This is a genomic window from Wolbachia endosymbiont of Oedothorax gibbosus (genome assembly GCF_936270145.1).
Lineage (GTDB): Bacteria > Pseudomonadota > Alphaproteobacteria > Rickettsiales > Anaplasmataceae > Wolbachia.
In genome coordinates, this window is sequence record NZ_OW370537.1 from 729449 (window position 1) to 748019 (window position 18571).

General features: G+C 34.9%; 14 protein-coding genes, 1 other RNA gene and 6 pseudogenes. 7 read left to right on the forward strand and 14 right to left on the reverse strand.

The genetic code is table 11. From position 1 onward, the window contains the following. Position 1 precedes the first annotated feature (1 nt). The 9 genes from murD to NBW37_RS03555 all read right to left on the reverse strand — a co-directional run bounded on the left by murD (position 2) and on the right by NBW37_RS03555 (position 9024). Complete coding sequence (gene murD, locus NBW37_RS03515; protein ID WP_250296937.1) at positions 2-1369, reverse strand: UDP-N-acetylmuramoyl-L-alanine--D-glutamate ligase; 1368 nt, start codon at positions 1367-1369, stop codon at positions 2-4. A gap of 225 nt (positions 1370-1594) precedes the next feature. Continuing rightward, positions 1595-2032 (reverse strand): ClpXP protease specificity-enhancing factor SspB, encoded by a 438-nt coding sequence (locus tag NBW37_RS03520; protein WP_250296938.1) that lies wholly within the window; start codon positions 2030-2032, stop codon positions 1595-1597. A gap of 22 nt (positions 2033-2054) precedes the next feature. Beyond that, positions 2055-2391: a transfer-messenger RNA gene (gene ssrA / locus NBW37_RS03525) on the reverse strand. Positions 2392-2482: 91 nt separating this feature from the next. Next, positions 2483-3241: a phosphate ABC transporter ATP-binding protein PstB gene (gene pstB / locus NBW37_RS03530; protein ID WP_250296939.1), complete on the reverse strand. Its 759-nt coding sequence runs from the start codon at positions 3239-3241 to the stop codon at positions 2483-2485. Next, positions 3238-4014: a 4-hydroxy-tetrahydrodipicolinate reductase gene (gene dapB, locus NBW37_RS03535; protein WP_250296940.1), complete on the reverse strand. Its 777-nt coding sequence runs from the start codon at positions 4012-4014 to the stop codon at positions 3238-3240. Before dapB ends, pstB begins: the two co-directional genes overlap by 4 nt. Positions 4015-4245: 231 nt before the next feature. Next, positions 4246-4878, reverse strand: coding sequence for a Maf family nucleotide pyrophosphatase (locus NBW37_RS03540; protein ID WP_250296941.1), 633 nt, complete (start codon positions 4876-4878; stop codon positions 4246-4248). Beyond that, positions 4856-5119 (reverse strand): translation initiation factor IF-1, encoded by a 264-nt coding sequence (infA, locus tag NBW37_RS03545; RefSeq protein ID WP_164224845.1) that lies wholly within the window; start codon positions 5117-5119, stop codon positions 4856-4858. The genes NBW37_RS03540 and infA overlap by 23 nt, the downstream gene beginning before the upstream one ends. Positions 5120-5301: 182 nt before the next feature. Next, positions 5302-7593, reverse strand: a complete 2292-nt coding sequence (locus tag NBW37_RS03550) for a coiled-coil domain-containing protein (protein ID WP_250296942.1) — start codon at positions 7591-7593, stop codon at positions 5302-5304. A gap of 153 nt (positions 7594-7746) precedes the next feature. Then, the gene (locus tag NBW37_RS03555) at positions 7747-9024 is read right to left on the reverse strand and encodes an adenylosuccinate synthase (RefSeq protein ID WP_250296989.1); all 1278 of its coding nucleotides are present in this window, start codon (positions 9022-9024) and stop codon (positions 7747-7749) included. A 180-nt stretch (positions 9025-9204) separates the two neighbouring features. Between NBW37_RS03555 and NBW37_RS03560 the strand changes: the two genes are divergently transcribed. The 4 genes and pseudogenes from NBW37_RS03560 to NBW37_RS03575 form a co-directional block, all read left to right on the forward strand. After that, the gene (locus NBW37_RS03560; RefSeq protein WP_250296943.1) at positions 9205-9900 is read left to right on the forward strand and encodes a hypothetical protein; all 696 of its coding nucleotides are present in this window, start codon (positions 9205-9207) and stop codon (positions 9898-9900) included. 71 nt (positions 9901-9971) lie between these two features. Continuing rightward, positions 9972-10844 (forward strand): IS982 family transposase, encoded by an 873-nt coding sequence (locus NBW37_RS03565; protein WP_250295817.1) that lies wholly within the window; start codon positions 9972-9974, stop codon positions 10842-10844. Positions 10845-10859: 15 nt separating this feature from the next. Continuing rightward, a pseudogene (locus NBW37_RS03570) lies at positions 10860-11729 on the forward strand (hypothetical protein); the annotation flags it as partial. 46 nt (positions 11730-11775) lie between these two features. After that, positions 11776-12358, forward strand: a pseudogene (locus NBW37_RS03575) (cell division protein ZapB); the annotation flags it as partial. Between the two features lie 7 nt (positions 12359-12365). Here NBW37_RS03575 and NBW37_RS03580 read toward each other — a convergent pair. Continuing rightward, on the reverse strand, positions 12366-13802 hold the full coding sequence (locus tag NBW37_RS03580; RefSeq protein WP_250295910.1) for an IS4 family transposase: 1437 nt from the start codon (positions 13800-13802) through the stop codon (positions 12366-12368). 60 nt (positions 13803-13862) lie between these two features. Between NBW37_RS03580 and NBW37_RS03585 the strand changes: the two are divergent. Next, positions 13863-14626, forward strand: a pseudogene (locus NBW37_RS03585) (IS66 family transposase); the annotation flags it as partial. 95 nt (positions 14627-14721) lie between these two features. Here NBW37_RS03585 and NBW37_RS03590 read toward each other — a convergent pair. From NBW37_RS03590 to NBW37_RS03600, 3 genes and pseudogenes are all read right to left on the reverse strand, one after another. Further along, positions 14722-15372 (reverse strand): WBM0748 family T4SS-associated protein, encoded by a 651-nt coding sequence (locus NBW37_RS03590; RefSeq protein WP_250296945.1) that lies wholly within the window; start codon positions 15370-15372, stop codon positions 14722-14724. A gap of 127 nt (positions 15373-15499) precedes the next feature. Continuing rightward, positions 15500-15711 (reverse strand): annotated as a pseudogene (locus NBW37_RS03595) (IS481 family transposase); the annotation flags it as partial. A gap of 21 nt (positions 15712-15732) precedes the next feature. Further along, a complete protein-coding gene (locus NBW37_RS03600; RefSeq protein ID WP_250296946.1) occupies positions 15733-16128 on the reverse strand; it encodes a helix-turn-helix domain-containing protein in 396 nt (131 codons plus the stop codon). Between the two features lie 72 nt (positions 16129-16200). Between NBW37_RS03600 and NBW37_RS07755 the strand changes: the two are divergent. Both NBW37_RS07755 and NBW37_RS03615 read left to right on the forward strand, forming a co-directional pair. After that, a pseudogene (locus tag NBW37_RS07755) lies at positions 16201-16891 on the forward strand (IS5 family transposase). 31 nt (positions 16892-16922) lie between these two features. Beyond that, positions 16923-18129, forward strand: a pseudogene (locus tag NBW37_RS03615) (IS256 family transposase). On the opposite strand, the gene NBW37_RS03620 reads toward NBW37_RS03615, so the two are convergent. Then, positions 18070-18570: a DUF1016 N-terminal domain-containing protein gene (locus tag NBW37_RS03620; RefSeq protein ID WP_250296949.1), complete on the reverse strand. Its 501-nt coding sequence runs from the start codon at positions 18568-18570 to the stop codon at positions 18070-18072. The pseudogene NBW37_RS03615 and the gene NBW37_RS03620 sit on opposite strands and share 60 nt — an antisense overlap. Between the last annotated feature and the right edge of the window lies 1 nt (position 18571).

Genomic DNA, 18571 nt, shown 5'->3' on the forward strand with positions numbered 1-18571 from the left:
ATTATACTAAACAACATGTGTGATTGTACCTGAGATTTTCAAACATTCTACAAAATGCTTCGCCGCGTTCCTCGAAATTTTTCCATTGATCAAAAGAAGCACACGCAGGAGAAAGTAATATCGTTACTTCTTCTTCGCTATTTATGGCCTCTTCAAAAGCTAGTTTAAGTGCGTTTTTCAAATTGCAACATTTCACAAAATCTACTTTATTCTCCATAACATTTGCAAAAACTTCAGTTGATTCCCCAATAAGAAAAGCTTTTCTAATCCTTGTGAAATGCTTGCTTAATGATTCTATTCCACCTTCTTTGCTTTTTCCACCAACGATCCAATTTATGTTTTCATAAGATAAGAGCGCCTTTTCGCTCGACTTGGCATTAGTTGCTTTGCTATCGTTTACAAAAAACACATTTCTTATTTTGCCAAGCAGTTCATTCCTATGCCTCAGTCCTGAAAAGGACTTGATTCCATTGATAATAGTGTTGCTATCTACTCCAAGTAGCTTACATACAGCATATGCGGCTGCTATGTTTTCTGCGTTGGATATTAGGTTTATTTTCATGTCACTTACTGATAAGCTACGATTCTCTAGTTTTCCAGTGCCTGGGCACTGGAATGACAAAGAGGGTGACATTGAAGCTGAGATTGGAATTTTGTTTCCAGTGAATTTGTTGAATATATCAGCGGTAATCTCATTGTCACATCCTATCACAGCAATCTCACTACCGTTTATCAGTTTTAATTTAGTTGCTATGTAGTTCTCCATACTTCCATGCCTATCTATGTGATCTGATGTAATGTTGAGCAATACTGCGATATCCACATTGATTTCATTCATCAGCTCCAATTGAAAAGAGGAGAGTTCGATTACATAAATTTCTGCATCTCTTTCTAGATCCAAAACAGAAACGCCTAAATTTCCACCAATAGCTACTTTTTTCCCTGCAGATTTTAATATGTGCCCTATTAGTGATGTAGTGGTTGATTTACCATTTGTTCCTGTGACACCTATTACCTTCTGGTTTGTAGTTTTAGCTTCAAGAAATAGCTCAATGTCTGATTTTATTTTGCAATCAAAGCTTCTTGCAAGTTTTACTATCCAATGCAGCTCTATTGGCACTCCAGGGCTTAAAACCAATGCACTGATCTCATGCCAATTATATCCCTTGGGATGAATAAAATTACATTTTTTATACATCATTTTTGCGTTTGCTATTTGCTCTTCATGATCATCCCATGCATATATTCTTGCACCACTCTTTATTAGAGCATTAATGGCGGATAACCCAGTTTTACCAAGACCAAAAACCGCGACGTTTTGATTTTTATATTTGTTTAGTTGCACTGCTAGATAACTTATGCGAACCATTTTATAAAGATATCGTACAAACTACAACAGACTTCTTGCATAGGTCTCAACTGACCTTACCCAGAAAAAGTAGAACCTTTGAAGTGGTTGACTAAAATAGACTATTCGCTAGATTCTGTGGACAAAATTTTAGAGAAGCCAAATGAGAGTCTACACGAAATTTAAAAAGCCCATAAAAACTTCAGAGAAAGCGAGAGAAAAGACTTTTAAGCCTCTTGTGAGTAACTATTTATCACGCAGTTGATCTATGGATATAATACTACCATTTGATAATTTTTCAGTACATTTTTCACTTTTGTATTCTTTATCAGAATCGATACTGATTTTGTCAAATATTAAAACATCTCCTGAAATTTTATCACGAAACTCACTAATAGCAAAAAACGGTATAGTAATTCGCTCTTGTTTTCCTTGAAAACTCAAACTAACGCTAAATTTATCCTCAGAAACTTTTAAATCATAGAATTGATGCTGTAATATGATAAGCATTTGAGTAGGGTATGACTTTTTCAAATAATCTGGTATGGTCACACCATTAAAATATGTGAAAAATAATATTTCTAAGTGAGGGGTAAAACCATTACCTGATATAACATCTAAAGCCTTTTTGATAACTTGAAACTTAACAGAATTAAGCAATTTTTTGTAATCTGTTTGCTCCATACAACTTTCACATACGTAAATTTTTGGGGAACTTCTGTTACCCGGCGTTCCCTGAACCGTGCTTATAGCAATGAAGTTATAGTGCTTAAATTAAGCAGCTATTGCAACATTGTCTTCAGCAGCAAAATTATCGTTTGCATTTAAATTATGAACTCTTAGCGGTGGTGTCTAACCGAGCAAAGCTACCATCTTTACTATGCATGTCGATCCTTATTCGCCCCCATATAAATTAAAAAACATGGTGGAGGCGCCGAGCACTGCCCTCGGGTCCAATACACCTATTACAAGGTAATTTTATTGCTATAGTACACAAAATATACATAGCTATTATATAGCAACATTAAATAAATGTCAAGATATTTGAGCTTCGGTTGATTGATAGCTAAAACAAAATTCAGTAAAAAATTACTTCGCCTGTTTATCCTAAGGTTCACTTTTGATGGCAGAAACCTAATGATCCAGGATATACTCCTTTGTTAAGGGAGATTGAGCATTTTCGAATATTTCTTGAGTGCTTCCAGACTCAATAATTCTGCCATTATGAAAGAAAATTACACTATCAGATAACTTTTTAGCTTGTTTCATTGAATGATTTACCATAATTATGGTAAATCTTAATTTCAGCTCTTGTATAAGATTTTCGATTGCATTGGTTGCCATTGGATCAAGAGCAGAGCACGGTTCATCCATTAATAAAATAGTTGGCTTCACTGCAATTGCGCGAGCGATGCATAGCCTCTGTTGTTGGCCACCGGATAAATTGAGTGCGCTATCTTGCAATCTGTTTTTTAATTCTTCCCATAAACCAACCTTGGTTAAACTATTTTCCACCATCTCATTCAATTTTTGCTTATCCTTCGCCATACCATGCAATTTTGGCCCATAAGCAACATTATCATATATTGATTTTGGAAAAGGATTTGGCTTTTGAAATACCATGCCAACTTTTGCTCTGAGTAGCACAACATCCATATCGCGTGAATATATATCACCCAGCCCATCGATATCTAATTCACCAACAGTTTTGCATCCAGGTACATAGTCATTCATACGATTAAAACAACGCAAAAATGTCGATTTACCGCACCCTGATGGTCCGATAAAAGTAGTAACTTTTCTTTTATAAATATTCAAATTTATATCGAATAAAACTTGCTTAGAGCCGTACCAGAGATTTAAATCTTCAACAGAGGCACGTGTATCGCTCATATCACATCCTGCATTGAATAGAGCCCCGGAATTTCTCTTTTATTTTCGTATAGCCATACTGCTGCTTGAACAGCTCCTCTAGCAAATGTTGTGCGATCAATTGCTTTGTGGTTTAGTTCTATCCGTTCATCAGAATTAACAAACATCACGCTGTGATCTCCTATTACTCCACCTCCACGAGATACTGCAAAACCTATTCCCCCCTTTTTCCTTATGTTTGAACCACTATGTAAATATTGATTGGACTGAAAATCCACTTTTGAAGCATTAGCAATTGTTTTACCAAGTTCTATAGCTGTTCCAGATGGTGAATCCTTTTTTAAGTTATGGTGCATTTCCAAAATTTCAGCGTCATATTCATTACCTAAAAGCTCAGCAGCTTTTTTTACCAGTTTCAGCAACACATTAACTCCAACGCTCATATTTGCTGACCATAATATTGGAACTTCAGCAGCATACTCTTTTAAATCGACACCTTCTATTCCAGTTGTGCCACTAACCAGCGGTGTTTTAAATTTTACAGCTGCTTTAAGGCAGTCTAACATACATTCTTTAGTTGTAAAATCTATTACAACGTCAGATGACTCAAATACGTCACTGATAGAGCTTGTAACCTTAATTCCTAGATTGGCTATAATTGGTCCAATATCTAAGCCTATGCCCGAACGGGCAACAGCACCTGCTATTTCCACTTTGGTATTTGTAATTAATTCATTGAGTATTTTCTTGCCCATTCTGCCTAAGCAGCCTATTACTCCAATTCTGATCTTCATAAAGCTTTTTGTATTATATTAGGCCCTTTTTTAGGCTTTGTCACTTCTGATCTATATTCTACAGCTAAGGTTTACCTATAATTCAAAATGAATACACATCTTATTGAGCTCTATATTACGTCAGTAAGGTACAAATTTTCCTCAAAAAACTCACCTCAACCTGGTCAAAATTTTCCTTAAAAGACAAATACAGAAAAACAAGAATATAAACTTTGAGTGCACTAAATTTGCTCATTTTCCCTTAACTTGACGCGCATGCTTTTTTGAACATTCCCAATTGAGGTTAAAATAATTACTTAGCAAACAATAGGTTTCGTGTAACGGCAATCCGATGACGGAAGAATAGGAGCCGCGTAAGAACAATACGAACACTCCAGCTAGGCCTTGTATATTGCATCCCCCTGCCCTATTTTTCCACTCTTCTGATGCTAAATAATACTTAATTTCTTGTTCACTGAGACGTTTAAATTTCACTATTGTAACCACAGTTCTAATATGCTGTTTAGATTGATCGGGAGTTAATAGACACACACTGGTGTATACTCTATGCCTTCTTCCTGATAACAAGCGGATGCATTTTTCTGCTTGCTTAACGTTTTCAGCTTTGAGCAATATCCTTCTACCACAAGCAACAACTGTATCAACACCAAGCACAAAGTAATTTGGATTTGAACTTTGTATTTTCTCAGCTTTACTTTTTGCCATACGGATTGAGTAATCCTTCGGAAGTTCCTTTTTTAAAGGAGTTTCGTCTATATCTGCTGGCAAAACTAAGCCTGGCTCAATATTTATTTGTTTTAGTAAAGCTATACGCCTTTTCGATGATGAAGCAAGAATAAGATTATTTAGAGATCGTTCTGTCACTTGTACCCTTAAGCCTTCTAATGATCCGACCTTTTTTCGCATTTCTATCGTAAATGCTCATCTCAACTAACACCCTATCCCCTATAATGATGCGTATTTTACTTCTTCTCACTTTCCCTGATACATGACAGATAATCTCATGTTCATTGTCTAGTTTTACTCTAAATTCTGCTGCAGGTAGTAAAGCAGTTACTGCCCCTTCCACTTCAAAAATTGTCTTCGATTTCTCGTCTTTTATCATATGTTATATTATAATTTAATAATCTTTTTCAGTCTACTATAGATTTTAAATTATTATCAACACAAAAGACCTTTTGCACCCCACTTAAGTTGCAACTTAACCCCAACCATCTTCACAATAATGCTTTTGAACCTGCATTTTTCACTTTCTCCAACCTAACCGAGCTTTATGGCAATCAATTTCTAGCTACCTACGTTTCTGCTCTCTGCTACCTTCTCAGTAGAACTTATAGGACTTATGTTGGAAGATAAATCATCATCACAATTTTCCTTATCACTTCCATATCCGTCATCAAAGCTTAAAGATCTGCGTAATGTTGTTTTTTCTTTCAGTGGAACACAAGACTCATTATCAAGCTCACTAGAAACGCCCCCTTTTAGGATATAAAATTGATCGTTGTGGCTCCTTTGTCCATCAGCAAAAATTTTTTCTTTTAGTCCATCAAGCATTTCTATAATGTCATCATCATTGCATGCATTATCTTTAGTGAGTTCAAGTGTAAGCACCTTATCTCCTGGAAATTCCTCGTACTCGTTTTCTAGCTCTTCAATGTTGAGTTTTAGTCTCTCTTCTCCAAGTGTATCTTGTAAATTGCTATCCTGCCTATCTGATTCTTTAATCTTTTGCTCAATTTCTACTTGTACCTTATATTCCTGATCTAATTCTCTTAGCTGATCTTTCTGCTGGCGTCGTTCAACCATTATCTGTTCCGCATCTTCTCGTGCTTGATTTAGCTCTTTTTCCAAATTCTTCTTTCCTGCATTAACAATTTTCAGCTCTTCCTTTAGCTTTCTTTTTTCTTCATATACACCTTTAAGTTCTTGTGCTTTCCCTTGTAGCTCTTTTAACACACCTGCTAATTCTTCATCTTTTTGTGCCAGTTCAGTTTGCAATTCCGTGTTTTTTTGCTCCTCTTTTTCAAACCTATCTTGTAAATTGCTATTCTGCTTCTCTAACTTTACAATTGTTTGATTAGCTTCTGCTTGGGTTGTTTCTAGTTTCTCCTGTAGTCGCTGATTTTCTTGTATTAATTCATGGTGCTTTTTATTTATCACTTGCAACCCTGCTTCTATTTCTTGCTTCAATTCAACAGCTTCTTTTTTCAAATTTGACATTTCTTGCTTCAATTCAACGTTTTTTTCGGACAGCATCTGATTATTTAAAATCAATTCATCCATTTGTTGTGAAGCAACTTCTGTCTGAGTTTCAGTGTGCTGTAAATTGACTTCCGTTTGAGTTTCGACTTGTTGTGAAGCAACTTCTGTTTGAGTTGATGCATTGCTATTAATAGAAGGAGGAAGGCTATTGTCAGCATCAACTTTAGGGTCTAATTCCCCCTCTGGTTCCTTGCGATAGGCCACTATAGATTCATTTTGAAAATTATTATTAGCAGTAGGCACAACATCAGCAGCCTTACCCTTTTCTAGTACAGCATCATATAAGGAGAGACCTTGAATATATAATTCATCATTTTGCTTTATCAATTCTAAGATCTCCTCCGATAGCACAAAATCTTCATCATTAAATTTTAGTACTTCAGTTATGCCATCGCTACTCACATTCATAATCATGGTACACATTTCGGATCCATCCTTTACAGGCCAAGTGCTTGTCATTTTATAATATGCGCCCTCTTTAAATTCATAATGTCTTTCCTTACCTTTCCGATGAGCGTGTATTTCATGTTTTTTATTGCAATAGATATTCAATTCTTTAATATCTTTCTCTTGCCGTAAAATATCACTAATCCTGGTTGGTTCACTTCTATTGTAATTAATAAGATTAATATTCAAAACTCTATGAGCGTTATCAGTTTCTGTGTAATAAGCTCGAAGCTCTACGTTTTTCCTCTCAAAATATTTACTTGCAGTTTCTTTTCCCTGCTCTGCCGACTCTGTAAATTTATTTATATCTTCCTTAAAGCTCTTATTAGCAGACTCTGCTACTGCTTTGTCTATGTAGATTTGTTTAAAATCTCTATCGTTTATTAGGTCATAAAAACTCCACTTATCTCTATAAGCCTTCTGTATAGCAGTGAGGTCTCTTTCTTCTTTCAAAAGCATTAAGAAGCCTACCTTGTCTTCTAGGTTTTTTAGTTTAAAGCCTGTTATTATCTTCTCTAATTGAGAATCAAATTCTTTACTGGCAAAATTTTCAGCAAGATTATTTAAATTTTTTAACTCTTTGTATAATTTATTATTTTCTGCAATTGAGCGGCAGAACTTTATTATAGCAGAGTCCTTAGTGAAAGAATTGTCTTTTTCCATTTTATTGATACGGTCCTTGAGGGATGTAAAATGCGATTCAAGCCATGACGAATATAGATCGTATTCATAAGATGCCAACAAGCAATGTATTGCATTCCAAGCACATGATGCTACCCTTATAACTGATTCAACATCATAATTCTCTGACTGATTACTTGTTTTTCCTGTCTCTGCTGTTTTTTCTTCCTTAGCCAAACTTCCAATCATAATACGCCTCCTTAACTATATTTATATTATACCAATTAACATATATTAAAAAATCAAACTGCTTACTGTGCGTTTAACTTCTACTTTACATAATAAACTGTTTGAAATTACACAAGTATCGTTTTTTATTAGATAAAAGTTAACAAGACGTCTTCATAGATTTTTAAGCTTAACAATATCCTCTCTATTTGGACTAGTTGAAATTAGATGAATTGGTACGCCTATTAATTTTTCTAACCTGTCTATATATTTTATTAAATTGATAGGCAATGTTTCAATCGACCTTTTACCTTGAGTGTTCTCTTTCCAGCCAGAAAACTCTTCATATATTGGCTCTAATTCCTCTTGTATTGAATGCGATGCGGGTAAATAATCATATATTTTTCCACTATACTTGTAACCAGTGCATATTTTAATTGTATCAAAAGAATCAAGCACATCTAATTTGGTTAATACAATGCTTGAAACTCCAGAAAGTTGCACAGCCTGGCGCACTAAAACTGCGTCAAACCATCCGCAGCGCCTTCTTCTATTGCTCACTGTTCCAAGTTCCTTGCCTATAGTAAATAAGCTATCTCCAATCTCGTTCTTTTGCTCAGTAGGGAATGGACCATTACCCACCCTTGTTGTATACGCTTTTGCTACACCAATAATGTAAGCATTGGAGGCTAATCCTGAGCCTGTTATTGCTTGCGATGCTACGGTATTACTGGAAGTAACAAAAGGATAAGTTCCGTGATCAATATCTAAAAATGTGCCTTGGGCGCCTTCAAATATTATTTTCTTACCTTCTTTCATAAAGTCATTTAATATCTTCCACACAGGTTTTTTATATGAAAGAATTTTTTTTGAAATCTCTTGAATTTCCTTTAATATTTCTTCTTTTTTAACCACCTGGTAGTTAAGGCCTTTTCTGATAGCATTGTGGTAATTCAGAAGAGTATCCACTCTTTTGTTGAGCTCATCTGCGTTTTCTAAATCACAAAGGCGTATAGCTCTCCTTCCAACTTTATCTTCATAACATGGCCCTATCCCTTTGTTTGTTGTACCAATTTTGTGATTTCCGTTTAAATCTTCAAATAGCTTTTCCTTGTCCTTATGTACGCTAAGTATTAATGGACAGCTCTCAGATACCATCAAGTTGTTATAGTTTACGTCCACTCCTTTAACTTTCAATGACTCTATTTCTGAGATTAGAGCGTGTGGATCAAGAGCAACGCCATTTCCTATGATAGATATTTTGCCTGGCCTCAAAACAGCAGAGGGCAGTAAATTTAATTTATAAACCTCATCATCTATTACTATAGTGTGCCCTGCATTATTTCCTCCCTGAAATCTCACAACTGCATCTGCATTTTCAGAAAGATAATCTACCATTTTACCCTTGCCTTCGTCACCCCATTGCAGACCAACAATTACAATATTATTCATCATTATTTTCTAGATTAATACATAAATATTAATGCAATACGCCACAAATGGAAAGAGAAATCTATGCCTTTCCTGTATCTCTAAAATAAAGAAATATACTGTCGATTTTCTTAATATATTACCAAATTATTCATCATTATATGATACAACTTACAACATATTTACAGTAAGGTGTTATTTATGAAAGAGTCAAAAGAAAAAAATAATAAGAGTCCAGTAGTTAGATTAAAGGCCACAGCTAAAGAGTTCAATTTTAGTAAATTAAAAGCAGGTCAAGATAATAAATTAGCAAATTCTGGTGAAACAATGTTCTTAGATTTTCAAAGGATGAATTTTATTATTAACGGAAAAGAAATAGATAAAAATCTTCTTGTTACACTGAGAGAAGGAGCTCAGGATTACAAAAGCGAGCTTTTCAGTAAAAAAGACGACATCTATAATCCTGAGAGCGAAAAAAAGAGAGAAATAGATACAGATCAGGGCAGAGCCTTTGTTGACTCAGTGTTGAAAGAGCTTAATCAGAATAGATTACCTGAAATTTGGGAAAACCACTGCAATAATCCTGACATTGCTGATCATCAAAAAACTGATACATACAAAAAAGAATTTGAGAGATTTTACAATGTAGGAAAGGAACATAATTACTTACTACTAAAGAAGGGAGAAAAAAATTATCGTCCATTTGCAAAGGAAGTTTTTAAAGAAATGTTTAAATATGCTGAAGCAGAAGTTCCAAGTGATGCTATTTTAGAAGAGCTGGTCACCAATTGTAATCAAGCAGGGTATGGAGCTGGTATATTTAATGAATCTCATGCAGCACTCAGTAGTTGTAGTTTAACTCCACATAGTCCTAAAAAAACCCCAGTTGCGGATTAGAAGTCAGTGAAAAAGATAGGGAAATAGGGTAAACTCCGGAAACATATTATCAAAAAGTAGAGAGGTTACCCATGAATAAAAATGTAACAGAATTATTTTGCTTTGTAGACGATTTTTGCAAGGCTATAAACAAAAATTTCGCAGAAAAACTCCTGCCAAACAGTAAAAAACCTACCAGAACGCCAGAGATTACGCATTCTGAAATTCTTACTATAATTTTACTTTATCAACAATCTAGATGTGAGGACTTTAAATCTTTCTATACATATTATTTGAAAGCACTATATGGATCTGAGTTTCAAAATTTGCCAACATATAGTAGATTTATTAGGCTAAAACCGAGGGTTTTATGGTATTTAGCATTACTTTTGCAATGGCTATGTGAGCAGTCGAAAATGACAGGGATTTCGTACATAGATGCAACATCTATCGCTGTTTGCCATCCAAAAAGAATCTCAAGAAACAAAGTTTTCAAAGGATTGGCAAAGCTTGGAAAGACTACATATGGCTGGTTTTTTGGTTTTAAATTGCATATGGTAATTAATGAAAAAGGTGAAATTCAAGGAGTTACACTTACTAAAGGTAACGTTGACGACAGAAAACCAGTACCAAAATTAACTGAAAAACTGACTGGTCTTTTGTTTGGTGATAAGGGCTATATAAAGAAAGAGCTCTTTGCAAAACTCTTCGATAGAGGACTAAAACTCGTTACCAAAGTAAAAAAAGGTATGAAAAACACATTAATGCTACTTGAAGAAAAGATTTTTTTAAGAAAAAGGTCGATTATTGAAACAGTTTTTGGCTACCTAAAAGACAGACTTGAGCTTGAGCATTCAAGGCACAGGTCTCCAATAAATTTCTTGGTGCACGTCTTTTCCACATTAGTTTCATATTCCATGAAGCCTAAAAAGCCCTGTATTTCTAGATTTTACTATATTGATTAATCCGCAACTGGGGTTAAAAAAGCGCTAAACATTTACTGCACTGACCACAATCGAATAAAAGTGAAATCTGATATGGCAATGCCTATAACCACGTTTGACAATCCGGAAGAGAAAATATGTGACCTATCCAGCTCATTAGAATTCACACTTGAATCTCAAGATGGCAAAGATGGTATAATATATAAAGAAGGTAAATTATCACTCACTATTCCTGAAGAGTTAAAAAATTATAAAGATAATGGCAAGAGCTTGTTTGACATTATTAAAGAATATTTTCAGAAATTCTGTACAAAATTAGGATTTAAACCTGAGACAAGAATACAAATAGAGCGTAACTTCGGTAATTATTTAGATGGTACAATATCAACCACAGGATCGGATGCAAATGAAGAATTTATCAATCTTTTAAGCGAAAATCTCAGAGATAGGTTGTTGAGATCAGGCTCTGCTCTAGAAGATGTTAATGATTTTGTTGCAATCAAGGTGTCTACCGCTATGGATCTATTGAGTGATTATGCTAAACTGGAAGATAATAAAGAAAACAGAGAGTTATTAATAAGTGAAGTAGCAGATAATTTAGGGCTTTCCACTCAAGATAAAACAGCACCAGAAATATTAGGCTCTTTACCTTCTTTGATAAAAGGTCAGGTTAATCATAATCAAGTGCAGTCTGTTGTAAATACTTTTATTAAGTTAATTATTGAAGGGAAAAGCGAAGTATACAAAGAAAAAAATGCAATTAATGCAATTGATGCAATTCATAAGGAGATAGATAAGGCAATTGTTGAGCAAGAAAAAAAAGCAACAAACAAACAAGATATAGAAAATGATAAATGGATAGATAGAATCAAAGTGTCCGTTCAGCAGAGCGGCAAAATAAGGTAGACAAAGCAAGATAATAAAGATAATCATAGGGTAAATATGAGGTAGTATGGTAAACCTTTTAGAACTTTGCAAAAATTTACAGCAAAAAATAGAAAAGTTAGAAGCAAAAATAGAAAGGCTGGAAAGAGAGAATGAAAGTTTAAAAGCAGAAAGTAAAGCTTTGAAGATAGAGAACGCTGAATTAAAGGAAAGTAAACTCGAAAAATTCATCTCTACCAAGCTCTAGAGAGTTGTACAAAATAAAAAAGGACAAGCCAAAGAGCGACAGAAACGTCGGTGGTCAGGTTGGTCATAAAGGAAGTTTTCGCGCCAAAATGGATGCAGATGAGGTGATAAAAGTAAAGTTGTCATCTACTTGCGAATGCGGAGGGAAGATTGCAATATATGGGAAACCTTACATTCATCAAAAAGTTGATCTTCCGGAAATCAAGCCTTATGTAGTAATTAGAGCATGGCCGTTGCCGGAGATGTGGGAAAAGAAGAAGCAGTAAGTTACCAGAAGGTGTTACGTCAGATACCAAGGAATAATTGCAGCGTTCAGCGGATTTTACAAAAATTCAAAACGCGAAATAGCGAGTGTCGTAAATGATATCTTCAATTTGAACATAAGCGTCGGTAGCATATCAAATCTTACTATTACCCACAAATATGTGGTTCATGAGCAAGTCTCCATCCTTCTGCTAGATCAAAGAGACGTCTCCACCCTTTCCAAAGAGTAATTGGTCCTGGTTTTGGGTCGCTTTTTCTTGCTAAATGACCTCCAAGTTGAGCAATCCACGAAACGGCTTCTTTTATAGTAGGGGCTATACTTGGACATGGTTTTCTGTGTATTTTAACATATAAAACTTTCCATTCTTCCTCAGCTAATAAGCCAGTACATGGTAATGTTGGGTTAGTTCTTGCAATTGATGTAATAAAGAAAATTCTCCAAGCAATAATGCTCATGACTGTTAAATACCTCATTAATCTTTCTGCTGTTCCAAGTCTACATTCCTCAACTTTGAGACCAGATTTTAAAATCTTATGCAATATCTCTATTTTCCATCTCAAACAATACCAACTAATTTTTTCAACAGCTTCTTCAAAAGTACTGACCGAAAGATTTGTTAAAAGCATCCACTCTAGCGGACTTGCTCCTGGAGGAGAATTTCTTTCAACAACATGAATTGCGTAAAGTTGTAGACTGAATAATGCTGCTGGTTTATATTTTATGTGACCTTCTTTACATTTTATGTGGCTTTCATGTGGACTCATCATAAATTTTCCGAATCTAATTTCTAGAAATGCTGTCCTTTTTTGCTTATCATCTCTAGCAGGGATTTCAACTTCTACTTTTCCAGTGCAAGGAAGACCTTGGATAAATGACCATAATTTTTGCTTATTCCTGGTATACATAAATTTTTTATTTACATTTCTGTTGTGACGAGCTCTTACTAAAATTGCTGAGTTAAGATTATGTGCAAGTTCAAAAAAATCATGTATATCTGCTTCTCTGTCACATACAGTTATAACCTCTGTTTGGGTCTGATCTATAATATTATTTGTTTTCTTTAAGCTTTCTAGCCATTTCATACTTTCTTTATCCTCAATATGAACGTTACTACGATGACTCTTTAGTCTTTTTTCTTCTTCAGAAATTGGTGGCCTCGAGTAAATCTTTTGATCCAATATTCCTAGTACCAAACCTTCCGTACTAACAGCAAGGGCTGTATGCATTACTGTACCTTTACCTCCTTTCCCAGCAATACTTCCCAATCCGCTTGTTTTTTTATGACTTGAGTATGAAATATAAGTTGTATCTTGAATTACAAGGACTCTTTTATGAGCTTTTGTTCTTTCAACTGTTTTATCAATGTGTGAAGCTAGAATATCAACTTCTTTTACGTTCTCATTTTGAAAAAAACGATATGCAGCTTTTGCTTCTGACCAACTTCCGCATGCCTCATTAATTGAGCTTTCAGGTGAACCTATCACACTATTAGCAATATTCACTAATCTTTCGGTCAATCTTTTATCTCCAAGTGAAGCATCTCCAAATTCATTTTTAGCCCACTCATTACTCTCGTTTGCCATTTTTATACCATCAATATTTGCAAACTCTAATATTGTAATACTTTATTCATAAGTACATCTATATTTGTGGGTAATAGTAAGATATCAAATAGTGAACATAGAGTTGCTTCAAAATGCAAAAAAATGTATGAACAGATCGAACAAGAGATAAAAGTTCTACATATTGATGAAACGAGCCATTATAACAAAGGTAAACTCGCTTGGTGTTGAAGCAATACGGCAAGTTTTGTGAAGTTGACAGAGTCAAGGGGAATGAAAGTTTTAAAAAATAGTGTATGCTGCAATCGTAATAGCTTGGTAGTAACCGACAGATATGCAGCATACAACTACTTTGCTGATGAAAGAAGGCAAATCTGTTGGATCAAGGGATTTTGAAAGATTAGCGCATAGTTGGAAATTTGAAGTTAAAGTTCTGGGCTGTTACTTGAGAAATGTAGCCAATGAGTTATTTGCACTGAAAAAAGCTTTACTAAAAAATGAGATAGATATTTCAAGATTTATTAGACGTGCCAAGAAATTGCGAAAACGTACAAGGTATTATTTGAAGGAAATATCTCGCTTACCTGAAGCAATTGGAGCGTCTCGAGTTGCAAAGAATATTTTGAAATCTGAAAGAATGATGTGGAAATTTTTAGATGACCCAGCCGCTGACAAATAATCACGCTGAACGGCAAATACGGCATTATGTCGTTTATCGCAAAAATTCATATTTTACACAATCAGAACGAGGAAACTCATTCCTTGAGCAAATAATTTCGTTATACTTAACATGGAAACAGAGGAGGCTAAACCCTTTTCACAATCTTCTATCTATCGTTTCTTAAACCACTCTGCTGAACGGATACTCACAATCTTCTATCTATCGTTTCTTAAACCACTCTGCTGAACGGATACCAAAAAAACATATATATGGGGTTGATTAGGGTAGTAGGTGTAGATCAACAATAGTTTTTGGATCTTCTGTAGTAGGCTCTTCATGTGAAGTGATTTCATACCTGAAGTAATTTTCTTCCTGCTGCGAAGGGGTTTTCTTTGATGGATAGAATGTTAAGACTATTTTTTCTGGTGAATTCTGCAGGTGAAATGGCGGTTTTGGTGATTCTTTAGGCAAAGCAGCAGGATTACTTCCTTCGGTCGCACTACTTTCATGTTTTGAGGAATCTTCTTTCTCTGCAGTGCTATTACATTTCCCAAAAAAACTCTTTAACATCTCCTCAGCAGATGAACTTAAAATCTGTATAACAGACATCTCGCTCTGTTCTTTTAACGATTCATCAAATTTAGAGATCAGCTTAGAAAACTTGCTACCTGTCTTTTCAGCTTCGCTTTTTATTTTGCTTTCTATGCTTGCAATATTACCTTGATCGATTTCTTTTGTTGTTATACCAAACGACTTTGCAATATCTTGATACTTGATCTTGCAATTTCCATAACCCATTATGCAAAAAGCAATAGAACTAGATATTTCATTTGCAGCCCACTTGTGTATAGTGTAAGCCAAATAATTGTCATGGTATTTAATGCTAAATTGTTGTTCTATTAGCTCAGAAATTTTATTCTTTAAAGACATAAAGCACCCTCCTTACATTACTTTTTGTTAAGATACAGCAATTACACCATTTACTACATGCTTTACTTTAATTAATTATTAAAATGAGAGCATAATTCTAACATAACTTTGGTTTAAATCTACGATTTTAGATGCATGGTCCCAGAGTGTGATGGTGTGGATTTAGTATAAATAATTCTGGAGCACTGATAACATATAAATTCATAAGGAGTAAGACCCTTAAGAGTTTTGAGTCTCTTTGCATAATATAACAAAGTTATAAAGGTGTTCTTGATGGCTAACTTTTGTCAAACGATGTTCAATAACATTCTCTTCGCAAACTCTATCAAATATGTGTTGCGATTATACATATTGATGCTCCTATAAAAAATTTGTGTTGTTGAATTTACCATTTTTAAAATCCATAAGGATTCTAACAGTCTCTGGCGTATCTTCAAATAAATATTTGCCCTTGGCTTTACTATCATCTTTTCGTATTTTAATCTGGCCATTATTTATTCTATAATAAAGCCAAGATTTAGTAACATTGAGAATTTTTGCAATTTGTGTAACAGTAAGGTATCCAGATACTTTAAGTGGTTGTGCTTTATTCTTTTCTCGCATAATATTATTTTTTAATCGAATATTTGCTACTGTACTTTCCAAAACGATATTCTTTGAGCATGAGGGAGAACGATGTCCTTGTTTTTCTAAGTACTTAGCGATTTCTGCATCTGTTTTACCTTCTTTACTCAACTCTATTATAGACTGTTCCATTTCTGTTGCTTTAGGTAGTGTAGACATTCAGAAAGAATGAAGTTATAGTATAACTTTTATAAAAGGGAAGAGATGTTGTACGACTTAAAAGATGAGCAATGGGAAAGGATAAAAGATAGCTTGCCAGGAAAAGAAGGAGATAGTGGTAGAAGTGCAAAAGACAATAGGAAGTTTATAGCAGCAGTAATGTGGATAGGTAGGACTGGAGCGCCATGGCTGCAGAATATGGAAAATGGTCAAGTGTACACAAAAGGTTCATGAGATGGGCAAAATCAGGAGATGGTTTTTAATACCCTTGCAGTAGATGAAGATACGGAGTGGCTCATAACAATAATAAGAGCTCATCAACATGCTGCTGGTGCACGAAAAAAATGTGGAAACTGGTAAGCAAGAGCAGGAATTGGGAAGATCTAAAGGTGGATTTTCAAGTAAATTACATGTTGCTTGTGATGCGCTGGGCAACCCATTGAGATTTTTTGTTACTGCTGGGCAAAGGTCAGATTATGTAAAAGCTTTAGATCTGATAGAAGGCAAGAAAATGGCAGCACTTATTGCCGATAAAGGATATGATGCAAACTATATGATTGAGGCAGCGCAAGCTGTAAATGCTGAACCAGTTATTCCAGCGCGTTCCAATAGAAAAATACCGAGAGAATATGATAAAGAACTATACAAAGAGAGAAACTTAATCGAAAGAATGTTCAACAAAATCAAGCATTTCGCGGGAGTGTTAAATAAACTGTGTCAAACCGAAAAAAAGTAATAAATTGATATAAAAAAATGGAGGTTTGACAATGAGTCAGAAAGTAGTAAACAGAACTACCGGAGTGGTAGATTATAAAGAATTAGAAACAAATATCTTGTCGTCTATACGAGAAGGTAGACCATTGACAGGGAGGGATGGTGTGCTAACACCATTGATAAAAAAGCTGCTGGAAGCAAGTCTAGAAGGTGAAATAGAAAATCACTTGTTGGCTGAAAGTGAAGAAAATAATCGAAGAAATGGGAGAAATGCAAAAACTTTACGCACAAGCGCAGGTTCATTTGAGCTTTTGACGCCCAGAGATAGGGAGGGAAGCTTTGAACCCCAAATAGTCAAAAAAAGGCAAACAAACCAGAGCTTGAAACGAAGATTTTGAGCACATTTGCCAGTGGTATGGGCTATAGAGATATAGCGTCACATGTAGAAGAAATTTACGATCACAAAATATCGGCAGCAGAGATATCAAGTATTACCGACAAATTACTGCCTATAATCAACGAATGGCCGCTGCAGTCCGTATATCCAATAGTGTTTATGGTTTTTTAAAGTCAAAGAGGATGGACATTGTGTAAGTAAATGTATGTATAATATATTAGGTATAGATCAAAATGGCAGAAAAGAAGTCTTGGGCTTTTATTTGGCTGAAAGTGAAGTTCTGGTTGGGAGTGCTAAATGATCTCAAAGAAAGAGGAGTAGAAGATATCCTGATTGCCTGTGTAGATGGGCTAAAAAGCTTTCCTGCAGCGATAAATAGTGCGTTTCCTAAAGCAGAAGTACAGCTATGTATAATACATCAGATAAGAAATTCTCTAAAATATGTATCCAGCAAAGATGTGAAAGTTTTCATGAATGATCTGAAAAAAATATATCGTGCTGCAAGCAGAGAAATTGCTGAGAATTACTTACTTGAGCTAGAAGAAAAATGGGGCGAAAAGTATCCGTTAGTTGTGAAATCTTGGCAAAATAATTGGGAAAATTTGTCTGGTTATTTTAAGTATTCTGGGCCAGTTAGAAAGCTGATTTATACCACCAATCCTATTGAGGGACTGCATAGACAAATCAGAAAATTTACTAAAACCAAAGGTTCATTTACTAGCACAAATGCCTTGTACAAACAGGTATATTGTGCTATAAAAAAGGTAGAGCAAAAATGGACTATGGCTCTGCCTAATTGGGCTTTAACTATGTCTCAATTTGATGTCTTCTTTCCCGGCAGATTGAAAATTGAGTTGAACTGAAAATGCGGTTTGACACAGTTTATTTAACACTCCCGCTAAATCTGATTGAGGCGAAGGTAGCTTCTCTTTAAAATTAGTGATAGCCTTTCCTTGACGTTTATGTAACCCAAGTTCAATCTGCATTAACATGATGTTCCTTGACCAGCCATGTGCTATAGCTTCTTTTATGTAGAATAGCCTCGCTTCTTTGTCCTGAACTAAATCCATCAGAAATACATTATGTCCCCATGGCAATTGGGCAACAAGTTGTTGCACAAATTCAATATCTTGATATTCCCTTGCAAATTGCCTCATGTATTTTAGGTTCCTTGTGCTAAAACCTTTCATTTCTGGAAACTCAGCCCTTAAGTCTCTACTTAACTGCTCAATTACTTTGGATCCCCAACTTTGATTCTTTTGTTTTTCTAGAATCTGCGTTCCAATATAATAGACTTCTTTCAAA

Excerpts from the sequence above, each read along its gene's own strand:
- murD (WP_250296937.1), bottom strand. The coding sequence starts at position 1,369 with ATGGTTCGCATAAGTTATCTAGCAGTGCAACTAAACAAATATAAAAAT.
- NBW37_RS03520 (WP_250296938.1), bottom strand. The coding sequence starts at position 2,032 with ATGGAGCAAACAGATTACAAAAAATTGCTTAATTCTGTTAAGTTTCAA.
- pstB (WP_250296939.1), bottom strand. The coding sequence starts at position 3,241 with ATGAGCGATACACGTGCCTCTGTTGAAGATTTAAATCTCTGGTACGGC.
- dapB (WP_250296940.1), bottom strand. The coding sequence starts at position 4,014 with ATGAAGATCAGAATTGGAGTAATAGGCTGCTTAGGCAGAATGGGCAAG.
- infA (WP_164224845.1), bottom strand. The coding sequence starts at position 5,119 with ATGATAAAAGACGAGAAATCGAAGACAATTTTTGAAGTGGAAGGGGCA.
- NBW37_RS03550 (WP_250296942.1), bottom strand. The coding sequence starts at position 7,593 with ATGATTGGAAGTTTGGCTAAGGAAGAAAAAACAGCAGAGACAGGAAAA.
- NBW37_RS03555 (WP_250296989.1), bottom strand. The coding sequence starts at position 9,024 with ATGAATAATATTGTAATTGTTGGTCTGCAATGGGGTGACGAAGGCAAG.
- NBW37_RS03560 (WP_250296943.1), top strand. The coding sequence starts at position 9,205 with ATGAAAGAGTCAAAAGAAAAAAATAATAAGAGTCCAGTAGTTAGATTA.
- NBW37_RS03565 (WP_250295817.1), top strand. The coding sequence starts at position 9,972 with ATGAATAAAAATGTAACAGAATTATTTTGCTTTGTAGACGATTTTTGC.
- NBW37_RS03580 (WP_250295910.1), bottom strand. The coding sequence starts at position 13,802 with ATGGCAAACGAGAGTAATGAGTGGGCTAAAAATGAATTTGGAGATGCT.
- NBW37_RS03590 (WP_250296945.1), bottom strand. The coding sequence starts at position 15,372 with ATGTCTTTAAAGAATAAAATTTCTGAGCTAATAGAACAACAATTTAGC.
- NBW37_RS03600 (WP_250296946.1), bottom strand. The coding sequence starts at position 16,128 with ATGGAACAGTCTATAATAGAGTTGAGTAAAGAAGGTAAAACAGATGCA.